Source organism: Bacillus sp. SORGH_AS_0510, from assembly GCF_030818775.1.
Taxonomy (GTDB): Bacteria; Bacillota; Bacilli; order Bacillales; family Cytobacillaceae; genus Neobacillus.
The window spans coordinates 4,473,699-4,487,066 of the sequence record NZ_JAUTAU010000001.1; the positions used below are offsets into that span (position 1 = coordinate 4,473,699).

The window sequence follows — 13,368 nt, forward strand, 5'->3', positions numbered from 1 at the left end:
TATCATGGTATATGGCGAAGGCGGAGCCAGTACTGAGTTAAACAAGAAAACATTCCCTTTTTCCATAAAAAAAATTTTCATATGATAAAATCCCAATTTTAAAACAAGGCTTATCCTATTGGAACAGGCCAACAGGTTATCCAATAAAATAGAACTAGCTGACATGTACGATTTCAACAAAATTGGGAGTGTTCATATGGGAATAATTACGGGGAATCATTTTTTAGACCGATTAAATAAAATGAAAATTGAAATTTGGTATAACGGTGAAAAAATTAAGGGAATGCTTACTGAACACCCTGCCTTTAAAGGCATCATGCAAACAAAAGCATCGCTTTATGATTTGCAGAATGATAGTGAGTTGTTGGAGAAAATGACTTACCTATCACCAGAAACGAATAACCGCATAGGGCTTTCGTTCTTGCAGCCGAAAACAAAAGAGGATTTAAGGAAAAGACGCGAGATGATCGAGACATGGGCTCGACACACTCATGGGATGATGGGGAGAAGTCCTGACTACATGAATACAATCATCATGAGCTTTGCCTCTTCTTCGGCTGCCCTCATAAAGGGGAAAGAGAACTGCTTCCCCGAAAACATTTTATCTGTCTATGAAAAAGCGAAAGAAAACGACCTTTGCTTTACACATACATTCATTACACCCCAAATTAATCGCTCCCAATACAACTTCGATTGCTCCTCAGTACCCATTTCCGCAAAAGTCGTTGATAAAAATGAAAAAGGAATCGTCATTAAAGGGGCCAGGCTCCTCGCGACACAAGGTGGTTTAACAGATGAAGTATTAGTTTATTCAGCTCCGAGTAAGTTCATGGACCCAGCCGAGGCATTTGCCTGTTCTATCCCTTCGGATACAGCAGGTCTAAAGTTTATCTGTAGGGAATCATTTGTAGGTGGGGACTCTTCTTTTAACTACCCATTAAGTTCTCGTTATGAAGAGATGGACTCCATCGTGGTGTTTGATAACGTGTTAGTACCTTGGGAACGAGTGTTTTTTTATGATAATGTCGAAGCGGCCTCTGATTTCATGCTCCATAGCTCTTTTCACCATTTCGCCACGCACCAAGTGCTAACTAGGCAAATCGTAAAAACTGAGTTTGTCTTAGGCATTGCGGAACTTTTGGTCGAGACGATAAATGTTCGTGAATACCAGCATATTCAGGAAAAACTATCTGAAATCATTATCGGACTCGAAACGATGAAAGCCTTATTGGAGAAAGCAGAAAAGGATGCACAACTGGATGAATGGGGATTTATGCGTCCTAGCCTTCGTCCTCTTCAGGTGGCTACTAACGTCTTTCCACGAATTTATCCTCGTTTCAGTGAAATCATTCAATTAATTGGAGCAAGCGGGATGGTGTCCTTACCTAGCGAAAATGCCTTTGAATCGGTTATTCGTCCGGACCTTGATCAATATGTTCAAGGCGCCAGTAAGACGGCCGAAGATAGAGTGAAAATATTCCGATTAGCTTGGGATTTGACAATGAGCTCATTTGGAACCCGACAAACTCACTATGAAAGGTACTTTTTTGGTGATCCAATTCGGTTGTCTAGTACTTTGTACCAAACCTATCCAAAAAGTGAGCACGTAAAGAACGTAAATGATTTCTTAGATTTACACTAAAAAGAGCTGCACATAAATATGCAGCTCTTTCCTTGTTCTTCTTACACCTTTTGAAGGTTCTCCCACTCATGTCGTAAAACGCCCATCACAAGCACGTCATATCGCTTTCCGTCCCGATAGACCATGGAGCGCTTACGACCTTCTAATTGAAATCCAACCTTTTCGTATGCCCTAATTCCACCTTTGTTATATTCAATTACCTCTAACCCTACCCGGTCAAGATTTAGTTCGTGGAAAGCATAACGAAGGATCAGCCTCAAGGCATCTGACCCATATCCCTTGTTACGATGAACCGCCTGGCCAATGCCAATCGCCAACATGCCCGCGCGATTATTCCATTCAATGCTATGAATAACAGCGAATCCGATTAATTCGTCCTCAGCAATGGTTCGAAGCCTGAAGTAGGCACTATTGGATCCAGAGCTTCCTTCTTCCTCCCACTGTTCCTTGGTTTTTGGAAGGGCCATATCTGTATCCACATTACGTAGATATTCTGCATCTTCTCCCCACTTCATCATAATCTCTACGTCATCTTCTCTTGCTGCAGTTAGCTTTACGCGTTCACCGTAAAAAAGTTTTGAATTGATAATGGTCATTTGAATCTCCTTTAATTCGTTTTATTTTTCACCTCATAACTCTTAGAAAAACCATTTATCGTACGCAATAGCCTCATCCTCCTGCTAATTAGTTACCTTAATCATATAGTTTTTTAAATTTTACATCAATTAAAATCGTCCATTTTTTTCCTAATCAAACGTTTGATTAGTTCGCAGATCCCTTATGTACCAAGGGTTCAAAAGAATTCAATCAAACGTTTGATTAGTTTTTTAAAACAAAGGCTCTGTTAAACTTGCCTGTTGATTTCCGCTCCAGGCACGAGCGGTTCGTGGGTGTTTTGGCGAGCCTCCTCGGTGCTTGCGCCTGAGGGGTCCCCCCTGAACCATACTCCCACAGGAGTCTTCGTGCCTTCCGCTCCAATCAACAGGGTGTAAAAATCAACTCTGTTCTTTAATACAGCCAAAACAAAAAAAAGTTCCTCTGTTAAGAGGAACATCCACTACCGCAGCTTGAACAACTAGACCCACCGGAACAACTCGAGCAACTGGAACCTCCATCATGACCGCCACCGTGATGCCCCCCGTGACCTCCGTCATGATGGCCACCACCGCCTTTATCATGATCATACGATGCAGTCCCGCAAAATGTCGCCGTAGAGCAGCCACTTGTGTAATTCGCCGCTTTCGCATAGGTATATTCACTTGCATAAATCCAATAATCATCAAAGTAAAAAGAAGAATAAAATACCATTGCAAGCGCTAGATTCGTCATTTCCCCATAATGACGCTGCTTCGTAAATTGACCTTTTTCGTCCACTTGATACATCATTTCCACTTCATTCACTTGCTGTTTCATTCTCATTACAAGATACTCAACGGTACCCCTGTTTTCGTCGTTCACTTTAAAATATCGATTAATCAACCAATCATTACTTTCTTCCCTAAACTCTTGTAAAATCTGTTGATCTAAAGGGTATCTGAAAAAACTGCCCCACGACTTCCAGCTATACTCGGTAATAGAAAATAAATGAGAGAACACCCAATCAAAAAATGCTCGTTCCTGTGGTGCAGGCGTTGGGTTCGTGTTTGGAGTATGATGCAGCATTTTTCCAACAAAGCGATCCGAGAACATTTGATATTTTTGAGTAAAAAGCAACATCGTATGCCATACTTCGTCTACCACTAAACTAAACATCGGCGTTTCCTTCAACATGTTTGAAAGCAAGAAATAGCGCTTTAACTCAAACATCCGCCACTCAAACTCATCTTCAGTCTGCTTCGGGTGTTCTTGTAGAAATCGGTACTTCACCTGTTCAATATAATCTGCATTCAAAGCGGAATCTAATTTTTCAAGTAACGGTGTCACTGGAACATCAGTCAGCACCCCTAATTGCTCCGGTATATTTTCTTTCTTTAATTTAGATTGACTCTTTGTCGCCGATACCGCTACTCCTGTAACGATTCCTGCAAGCACAAGAGCCCCCATCACAACACCAATAACCACATGAATCACCTTCCTTCCCCAATGATAGTGTAATACGAAACTAAATTGGTAAAAGTTTCATGATTAAAAAAAAACGATCCTCTTCATGAAGATCGTCAATTGTATATACAGCATACGGAAGCTTTTAGGTATAATTATCCATAAATTGTAGAATTCCTCTTCGATTTTGTAGAATTCCTATAACTTCGTGTAGAATTACACCCGATTTGTGTAGAATCCCCCACACCTCACCGCCCAAAAAGCTCACGGGGCTTTATTTGCTGAAGAAAGCGATAAATTAGATAGGATAATGTAAAAACAAGAAAGGCATCTAGCAAATTCCATAATAAATAATGGGAAAAATCTTCTAAGCCGAAGGTGTTAAACACCATGTCTACAATATCGATCAATAACACATGTACAGCATATATCCCCAAAGCATTGCCACCTATTTTTGTTATCCATACGCCTTTTCCAAGCTGTGGATTATTAACAATAAACAAAAACAAAATGAAAGTCAGCACTATAGTCGATAAAAAGTATTCTCCCTGCTTCGCTAATAGCACCTTTGTCAAAAAATACCCCTCAGCTGCCTGTAGGATGAAGAAGAAACCGATCAACGATAAGTAAGTTTTTTTTTCAAACTTCCAATTCTGTATGACAGGTAACCTGTAGGCAAACCAACACCCCAGGGTTGTATAAAATAAACCAATAAATAGAGCATCTCTTGTGGAAGTTAAGGTTAGTTCAGCGAACATAGAATATGACTGTCCAAAAAGGCCTGCTATATTCAAACAAAGACTAAGAAATAGTAGCAGCGTTATTTTTCTCAGTCTAAAAAACAGGTATACAACAGACATACTCCAAGCTAGAGAAATCACAAACCATAATTGATACCCACTTGTTCCATGCCCATAATAAAAGAGATTGAGAGGGGTCAATTCATTAATATATTTGGTTAGTTCGTGCTTAACATTTTCTCCACTCAAGGCAATCCGTAGAATATCATAACCGATATAAAACAAAAGCCAGGATACATATATTTTTAGTATTTTTATTACATATCTTTTAAAATAACCTGCAGGTTGAGGATTATTTATCACTTTGAGACCGAACAAATACCCCGAGGCAACAAAGAAGAAAGGTACAGCAAACCTTGAAAAGTTATCAAGTAAAAAGAAACCTATTTTGTCATCGCTAGGGAAGGTATGGATGACTACAACAGCCACTATCGCAAAAAATTTAATAAAGTCGATTGCATAATTTCTTTCCATTTTCTAACCTCAATTCCAGTACTTTCGTGCAGTCCGCCCTCCTATTATTTCCTATATCGCAAGCAATATGTTCGTTTCTCCAAAGCTTACAAAAAAATAAAGACCTCAAAAAAAGGCCTCTTTACATTCATAAATCGTGCGACAAAACCTCTCTAAAATTCCACTTTCCTTTTCGTCTTTAGAGATAGTCCACATTCAAACATTCGATTCCACGGTGCAAAGCTACTTATTCTCTCTATCTCGATGTCTTGGAAGCTATTTTTTATCATATCTTTAAATCGGCTTCTTAATCTCTGGTCCCGTTCTAGATTCACTTGTTCAGCCGTATCCTTTAAATCAAAATAAGTTAAGCCCAACTTTGGAAGAAGATCTGCTACCATTTCCATCCGAATTTCAGCTTGATAAAAATAATCATCAAGCAAGTGATAAATTAGGTTTTCTCTAATGACTTCATTTTTCCCAGAAGTCCCTAAAACCCCTTGGCAGATTGTCGTTCCAAGCGTATTACAGTTGGTATTCCAACCCTTATAAGAAAGTAATTGATCTAAGATATTCTCTTCATCTAAAAGTGTAATGAACTCACCATCTCCACCGTTAGCAAAAGCGGAATCTGCCACAATTACTTTTTTCCCCGAACCAATCAACGGTTTTATCTGATCTACAAACGTTAATAAATTCCTGAAGCTAGTATAGGTAATATCCTTTTCTTTTTGATTCCACGACTCCTGCATCACACGGCCGGGTGTATTATAGGCCAACACAAGATCCGTTTCCTCCACCCGGTCTACTAACTGACAGCCTGCTGCTAATACATGTGCCTTTAAACTTTCTGCATAAGGACGATCCTCATACATCGGAATCAACTGTGGTCCAAGTGTACTGCTCCAAAGAGGAAAAATCTTTGGTCGCTGCCCCTTATATTCATTAAAAGCCCTTGCTAACAATGTGGCTCCTACTTCATCTGCACCAGGATACATATGGACCTTTTTATGTAAGCGACGCTCATTACGTTTAGCTACAACTTTCTTTTGGTCCATTGCCGTATACCCAAACTCCGCACTATCATCCTGAGGTATTGCTAGAAACGTAATAACTCCTTCTTTTACAAGGTCCAACATTTGACTATTAATGAATGAATTGAAACTACGTCTTGCTTCATAATCCTCTATATGCTCCTTAGGCAACCGCGCACAAATTTCCTCTAGCTGCACTGTTTCTTCCACAGATAAAGTCTCTCGCACTTTCTTATCAACTAAATAAGATCGCAGAAAGATTTCTCGGCCCCAATGTTCATAATAATCTGGTTCTTCATCACTCGAACTATATTTTGGTGTCCTCATAATTAAGTTGGAAGCATAGATAGGTAAATTGGGATAGGCATTACGTAAAGAACGTAATCTTTCCATCCAAACCGTTGCCGCATCGGGTGATAAATAATGCAGTCTTGATGGAAGTAATCCACCATACACTAGCATATCAATACTAATAATAAGAGCATCTGATTTTTTGACAACGTGGGTTATCCACTCCCATATTCCTTCTGTATCGGCCGCTTTCTTCTTATACCCTAATAGTTGATTTTCTGGTACAAGCAAATCTACTTCAGTTGAAGACTTGGCAATCATTTGTACATAGTCCACGTTACAAGGACGCTCGTCAATAGGAATATAAACTACTCTCATCATGACACCGCTTTCTATTAATTTGATGGCTTTTTTCTCTATATTACTAGATGTGGGTGGCTAAAAACTTTAACTTTTCCTCCTCGTGTAGTGGAGGGAGTCCATGTCCATATTCAGCATAAATCCGAATGTCCTTTTTACACGTCAAATGATTATATAGCGCAAAAACACTTGAAGGAGGACAAACCGAATCCTCTAAGCCAACTCCTATAAGAGTCGGACAACTCACCCTAGTTGCTAAATTCATACAATCAAAATAGCTTAATGTTCCATAAATTATATTTTCCGTTTCATGTAAAGGATCATGTACTTTAAAGTAATGATAAATTTCACTGTAGGGGCCTTCTGTTGACAATTGAACTGAACGTTTAAAATAGGTCAAGTAAGGAATATCACTGAGTGCCAGCAGAATATTTCTTTGAAGGGCGGCAACCGCAATGGCAAGGGCCCCTCCTTGACTACTGCCCTCAACGAGTACATTTGATTTACCCGATAACTCCCGTACCACATCGACACTTCGATAGCAATCCATGTATACATTGCCATAGTAGTATTGATCTGGATTCTTAATTCCCAATGTCATCCACCCTGAGGAACCGCCGTTTTCGTACAAATGATAATCAGGAGAAGCAGGATTTTGTCCCCTAACCTCTACAAGCAATACAGGAATTCCCTGCATGACATATTTAAATGCGTAGTGTGGTTGTAGTGTATTCCAATTATATCCGTGAAAAATAACAGCTCCAGGATTTTTCTCATTTACAACTGATGGAGTAACATAAACACCATGTATACGTGAATCTCGAAATCCATCGAAATATATATCATAAACCTTAACATCCGGAACCCAGTATGAACGCTCCATCTTTTTTATATGTAAAGGATACTGTTGGTTTTCCATAATGTGGTGATCCCAAAAAGCATCAAAATCATGTCGTTTGGTTTGATTTGGCAAATAAGTACGAAGCTGCTCAATCGGCAGGTCAAAGAGGTTCATCTTCTTTCCTCCCTTTTTTAAAATGCTGAAACAGAAGAAGCAGTGGAATCATATTCCGCCTGCTCCTACCATTGAATATTTATTCCATTACCATGATCTTTTTTTTTACAGAAAGTGTTTGATTGGATTGAAGCTCTTTTAAGATGACATCCAATAAGTAATACGACGACACTTCACCGTTGAAACTAGTTTCGCTTTCTTTTCCTTCTGTAGCAGGTATCAGTAAGCAAATATCCGATAACTCTGCCAGTGGAGAATCCTGTTGACTAGTTATTCCAACGGTTACACAGCCAATATCCTTTGCCTTCTCAAGCATACTGACAACATCAGATGTGTAACCCGAGTTGCTTAATGCAATCACGGTTGTTTCTGGAGTAAGTGCATAAGCAGACATCTCCATTTGATAGCTAGTTGTAAAAGCATCGGCCATGAAACCAAGCTTCATTAACTTAAATTTGAACTGCTCTGCCACATGGGATAATCCGTTACCGCCATATAAATATACTTGCTTGGCCAATTGCAGATTTTGCTGCAATTCATGAACATCCTTCTGTTGGTGAAGAGTATCAAATTTTTTAATCATACTTAAATATGATTCCTTTACCTCAGACATACTTGTCATTTCAGATGGTTCATACAACCTCGTGCTGACAGATGCTTCTTTGGCTAATAAGCGAAGTTTGTTATACGAGCCAAACTCAAGTTTTTGACAGAACCTGGTGATGGTTGCTTCAGAAACATTAATTTGTCTCGATAACTCTGAAATAGTCCTATTTGGAACAGATTCTAAATTTTGAATAATGTATTTGGCTATCATTTGCTCTCTTTTGGTGAGCTTATGCAAATTTGATTCAATAATAGTAGTCACACTTTTTAAAGGCTGAAGTGATTCTTGGAGCAGAAAATGACGTAATGCCCCAATCATGCCTGCATTGTTAAGATTTTGCGCAATCTCAATTTTGGTTTTTTCCAAAATGGTTGGAATAATATCCTTTTGTAGTTGCTTTTTTATCAAGGGGTACAAATAATCCTTTTGAGCGGTAATACCCCCACCAATAATGATCATTTCTGGGTTCATCATATAAGCAATCGTGGCAATTCCCTTTGATAAATAATAAACAATGCGCTCAATCTCTTGAATACAAATCTCATCACCTGACTGTGCCAATTCGAATATAGCTTTACCATTTAGCTCGTTTTCTTCAATCCCTTTTAATTTAGCAACGTTTCTAACTAAGGTTCTAGTAGAGGCTAGTTCCTGAAATTGATCCCCCTCAATAGGTATATAACCAATCTCCCCACCACTAAAGCTATGACCCGTATGCAATTTATTATCTAAAATGTAGCTGCCACCAATTCCCGTACCGATAGTCAAACAGAATAGGCTCTTGGCATCTTTTCCGGTTCCGATCCATGATTCTGCCAACCCCGCGCAATTCACATCATTTTCTACTTCTACTGGTAATTGAAAAAAAGCTTCTAACTCTTTTTTTACAGGAGTTCCCGTATATTTCGGAATTAAGGAAGAGGCGTATAGAATCTTTCCCTCTTTAGAATCGACCTGCCCCGCCGTACTGATGCAAATCCCACTGATGGTATGTGAGTCCATTAGACTTCTTCCACAATCCATAACTTTCCTAATAATGGCTTCTCCGCCTAAATACGCTTCTGTAAGACACTCGTGCTTTTCAATAAAAGTGCCGTCCTCATGTAGGACACCATACTTAATCAACGTTCCGCCAATATCAAACGCTATAAACTTTCTCATCTAAATCACCTTCATCCCTTTGGTTGGAACAATTGACTTTATCATGACTGGCCACTTCTTTTCACACGAATGGTTTTAATTTCTTTTGGCCGAAAAGCAATTGTTATTTCTTGTCCTGCTGTTAGTGTTGCCTTGCACTCTCCGATAAAATTCACTTCAGAAAGGGTCTCTGGCAAAAATCCAAATCTCAATTCCGTCGTTTGGTCTTGGGTGGTCGGATTGAATAGTCGAATATCAAATGTATCTTTTTCTTTCATTATATAGGAAGAAAATACAATTATTGGTGATGTTTGAACAAATAATTTCTGCTCTTTCTTCTTCTGATACGATTGTTGGCATAAAACTGGTTGGCGCAGCAGCGCCTTATGATTTAACGAATGCTGTTCTTCTCCCAAAACTAATCCATATTCGAACTCATATGTTCCTTGACATTGGGCACCAGGTGTCTTAAATCCAGGACCAGCACCGTTTCCACGGGTACGAAGGTCCCTCCTCGACAACCATCCGATTCCACGGATCATGGTTAAAAATGCCATATCAAATCCATTAAACTTTTCAACCTCATATTCTTGCAAGCCACGATGTACCAGTTGATGTTCATTAGCTATAACAGATGAATAGGTTGGATATTGATTCATGACAGCCTCTTTATTTTTTGGCACATCCAACTGCTTCTCACGGAGTGTTTCTCGTCTAATTAAGTCAAAAGCAGTATCTGCATAACTAAAGGATGCTTCTGAAACAGAAAAACCTACACGAAGTTTTTGGTCTTTAGCCTCATTTTTTACCTTTGTTTTGAAATAAACCAATCGATTCCCCTTATATAAAGTCACCCTTGTAGTTAGCTTATTCACCACATATTGATCACTTGGGCCCGTCCTCTCCTCATTTAAGGATAGAGGAAGTCTTAAATTATAATGTAGGATAAAAGATTGGTACGTCTTACCCTTTATTAGTTCACTCACCCCGGTAATAACCGCTTCGCTAATAACATCATGAATAGGTGGGGAATAATTATAGGAATCTCCAGCGTCTAAAGAAGAGATGAACTGATGTTGATTTTCATAAACCTTGTTCTTTAAACGGTCTGTTATTTGTAGACCTTTTTCTGTCCAACGAATTCGATAAAACTCGTTTTCAATAACTTCCTCACAGATACCTATCGTCGGTTCTGATCTCATTTCAACCCGTTCTATTCTTAACGCTTTGATTTCAGCACCTTCAAAAGGCATCGTGAACGATATATCATAGATTACATACTCTGCATAATGAGGTTCAGCAAGAATATGACGCAAGAATTCTTCTCGTTGTTCCCTTTTCACTACATCAAACAGGATCTCTTTATCTTGATCAAACAATTTTATTGCTCCGAGATCTTGTTCAACTGGAATCCTAATTGTGCCTCTAACTGGATATTCAGCGATAATGGGCGTATTATTTACTAAATATAAAGTTGAATTATCAACTGTATTGTTCAAAAACTCAAAAGGGAATAACATATTCAAATTGTCACAAGAAAATTGGTGGATCGAGCTTAAGACTTTTTGGGTTCTTGTTTCCATTTCCTTATGCACTTCATCGACACTACAACCACAAATACTGTCATGTGGCTGGTTTTGCAGAATCAATTTCCACACGTATTCTATGAATTCTGCTGAGTTCGATTGACCATTCGTCCAAACATTAAGTGCCTCCATTACACCAATGGCTTGATCTTCGCACTTTTGATTTTGCTCCTTTAGATAAGACCTCGTTGAGTACACTCCGGGCAAGATAAAAATCTTAGAGGGGTCACGTTGCTCCCCAGTTATTATCCGCTCAGGTACATCCCCTTTAAAAGTACAAATAAATTCCGACATTAACGTTTGCTTGAAACTAATACTAGGGAAACTTTTCTCTAACTGATTAATTTTGCTTTTGATATCCGCACCAGTAAAAGTGTGGTCAGCACCGTTCATGATCAATGTCTTGCCATAGCTTAAATAGGGATCATTACTTTCAAGATACTTCTTTGTTTCCTCCATGTATGTCTCGTGCTTCAAAAAGGTTTGATAGTACCCTTCGAATAGAGGGAGAACAAAGGTAAAAACTTTACTACCATCTGAACCTTCCCAGTTATTTTCGAATCGATCGGAAACAGCACCGCGAAAAATTAGCGCATGATCGATCTCATATCCCCGTAATATTTGTGGCATTTGGCTAATATGTCCAAAAGTATCTGGCAAATAACCAATATTATAGGATGAACCATATGATTTTGCTTTATTGATCCCTATCTCTAGGTTTTTAATGATCGATTCACCAGAGACAAGAAACTCATCTGCAAGCAAATACCAAGGACCAACTTCAATTTTCCCCTCTTGAATGAGTGACCGAAAACGCTCAAACTCTTCTTGACTGACAATCTCTTGATAATCATCAAGCACAATCGTCTGCCCATCAAGGAAAAAGCTTTCTAGAGTTCCATTTTCTATTAATTCTTGGACATAGCGCAGTCCGTTTCGAAGTTTATAACGAAATTCTTCAAATGTCTCATACCACTCTCGGTCCCAATGAGTATGATTTAAAATATATACTTCCTTCGTCTGATTCATTACTTCTCCTCCACTAAACCGAGCTGTCTCTTTATCTCACTGCCATCTATTTGATTCAGATCAATTGAATTCTTTACTGAATAAGCACAGGCAAGTCCTGCTGCCTGACCTATGTCTCTAACCGTTGGCTGAATCCTTAGTGATGCCTGCATAAGGAAGGTACTAGAAATATGCCTACCTACAACAATTAAATTAGCAATCTCATTTGTAATGAGAGAACGATACGGAATCTCGTAATATTCTCCCCTCGAGTATTTCGGCTTTTCTATTGTTTCCTTTGTTACACTATGAACATCAATATACCAATCTCCCCGGGCAATTCCGTCCAGAAACCTAGCACGATTGAGATAATCTCTCTCGGTGAGGATGTATTGACCAATAATTCGATAAGATTCTCGAATTCCGAGCTGTGTAGCCTCTTTTAACAAAAAGGCTTTTTCAAACCCTGGGATATATTTTGGCAGGAAGTGTACTAGCCTCCGAATCATTGCACGCCCTTTGGTTACTGCCTCAGAGCGAAGTTTGGGATCCGTTGTTTGAAAGACGCCCGGGATATGTGGGCAATTAAAGGACATCACGGTTGGTTTCCCTGGCTGTGTAAAGGCTTGAAAATAACGTAGATCCTCTTCCACTAAATCTCCATTGGTTAAGCCCTTTTGAAAAAATGGCTCAAGTACATGACCTTTTCCAGGAACCATGGCTATCTCAAAAAATTCAGGGTTATCGATTTTACAGAAAGTTTCATTTTGTGAAAGAATGAACTTCCTTAGTGCTGGAACATCAATCCCCCCCATCTCAAAACGGAAAGAGATTTGCTGGTTCTGTCCATTTTCATTTCCAGAAACGACCGGTACACCTGCAGAGCGTGATAACACGGCATCTGCAGTAGCATCGATAAATGTCTTTCCCTTAATCGCAGATAAGCCGTTACAAGTATTTACAACAATATAAGTTATTTTCCCGTCTTCCATTAGACAATCAATATAATTTGCGTCATAAAGAATCTTTCCATCTCGTTCGATAATCAATTGTTCTAGTACGTAGCTTAATGCTTCAACATTAAACCAACTGCAGGTCGTTGTTCCATCATCTGTTTGAATGTTTTCCTGCTGAAGTCGCTCAATAATTAAACGGTTAACACCGTTTGCTTTTACATACGTTGGCATCATCGGCGAAACAAGTGAATTCGTCTGAGTACCACCTAGGCTGATTGTCTTCTCTACGACCAGTGTCGTCATTTCTTCTTCCAATGCAGTGATCGCGGCAGCGGCTCCCGCCGTCCCACCGCCAACCACCACACAGTCCATCTCATATAGAATAGGAACTTTTCTCCCGAAAAAAGTGACCGTATTCACTCCATTCACCCCTTTT

The 13,368-nt window shown here is 39.2% G+C and carries 9 protein-coding genes; 1 reads left to right on the top strand and 8 read right to left on the bottom strand.

Features of this window, described 5'->3' with window-relative positions:
• The first annotated feature begins 196 nt into the window (after positions 1–196).
• A complete protein-coding gene (gene hpaB, locus QE429_RS22765) occupies positions 197–1,642 on the top strand; it encodes a 4-hydroxyphenylacetate 3-monooxygenase, oxygenase component (RefSeq protein ID WP_307290276.1) in 1,446 nt (481 codons plus the stop codon).
• Positions 1,643–1,683: 41 nt separating this feature from the next.
• Here the strand turns inward: hpaB and QE429_RS22770 are convergent, their stop codons facing one another.
• The 8 genes from QE429_RS22770 to QE429_RS22805 all read right to left on the bottom strand — a co-directional run bounded on the left by QE429_RS22770 (position 1,684) and on the right by QE429_RS22805 (position 13,352).
• Complete coding sequence (locus QE429_RS22770; protein WP_307290277.1) at positions 1,684–2,238, bottom strand: GNAT family N-acetyltransferase; 555 nt, start codon at positions 2,236–2,238, stop codon at positions 1,684–1,686.
• 445 nt (positions 2,239–2,683) lie between these two features.
• Positions 2,684–3,712 (bottom strand): glycine-rich domain-containing protein, encoded by a 1,029-nt coding sequence (locus QE429_RS22775; RefSeq protein WP_307290279.1) that lies wholly within the window; start codon positions 3,710–3,712, stop codon positions 2,684–2,686.
• A 218-nt stretch (positions 3,713–3,930) separates the two neighbouring features.
• Positions 3,931–4,956, bottom strand: coding sequence for an acyltransferase (locus QE429_RS22780; protein ID WP_307290280.1), 1,026 nt, complete (start codon positions 4,954–4,956; stop codon positions 3,931–3,933).
• Positions 4,957–5,108: 152 nt separating this feature from the next.
• Positions 5,109–6,641 carry a DUF4127 family protein gene (locus QE429_RS22785; RefSeq protein WP_307290282.1) on the bottom strand — a complete coding sequence of 511 codons (1,533 nt, stop codon included), beginning with the start codon at positions 6,639–6,641 and terminating at the stop codon, positions 5,109–5,111.
• Positions 6,642–6,684: 43 nt separating this feature from the next.
• The gene (locus QE429_RS22790; RefSeq protein ID WP_307290283.1) at positions 6,685–7,635 is read right to left on the bottom strand and encodes an acetylxylan esterase; all 951 of its coding nucleotides are present in this window, start codon (positions 7,633–7,635) and stop codon (positions 6,685–6,687) included.
• Between the two features lie 79 nt (positions 7,636–7,714).
• Complete coding sequence (locus QE429_RS22795) at positions 7,715–9,403, bottom strand: ROK family protein (protein WP_307290284.1); 1,689 nt, start codon at positions 9,401–9,403, stop codon at positions 7,715–7,717.
• 41 nt (positions 9,404–9,444) lie between these two features.
• Positions 9,445–11,997 carry a glycoside hydrolase family 38 N-terminal domain-containing protein gene (locus tag QE429_RS22800; RefSeq protein ID WP_307290285.1) on the bottom strand — a complete coding sequence of 851 codons (2,553 nt, stop codon included), beginning with the start codon at positions 11,995–11,997 and terminating at the stop codon, positions 9,445–9,447.
• Positions 11,997–13,352, bottom strand: a complete 1,356-nt coding sequence (locus tag QE429_RS22805) for an FAD-dependent oxidoreductase (protein WP_307290287.1) — start codon at positions 13,350–13,352, stop codon at positions 11,997–11,999. The genes QE429_RS22800 and QE429_RS22805 overlap by 1 nt, the downstream gene beginning before the upstream one ends.
• Positions 13,353–13,368 lie beyond the last annotated feature (16 nt).

Coding starts and splice junctions, on each gene's coding strand:
- QE429_RS22780 (WP_307290280.1), bottom strand. CDS start 4,956: ATGGAAAGAAATTATGCAATCGACTTTATTAAATTTTTTGCGATAGTG.
- QE429_RS22795 (WP_307290284.1), bottom strand. CDS start 9,403: ATGAGAAAGTTTATAGCGTTTGATATTGGCGGAACGTTGATTAAGTAT.
- QE429_RS22790 (WP_307290283.1), bottom strand. CDS start 7,635: ATGAACCTCTTTGACCTGCCGATTGAGCAGCTTCGTACTTATTTGCCA.
- QE429_RS22770 (WP_307290277.1), bottom strand. CDS start 2,238: ATGACCATTATCAATTCAAAACTTTTTTACGGTGAACGCGTAAAGCTA.
- QE429_RS22800 (WP_307290285.1), bottom strand. CDS start 11,997: ATGAATCAGACGAAGGAAGTATATATTTTAAATCATACTCATTGGGAC.
- hpaB (WP_307290276.1), top strand. CDS start 197: ATGGGAATAATTACGGGGAATCATTTTTTAGACCGATTAAATAAAATG.
- QE429_RS22785 (WP_307290282.1), bottom strand. CDS start 6,641: ATGATGAGAGTAGTTTATATTCCTATTGACGAGCGTCCTTGTAACGTG.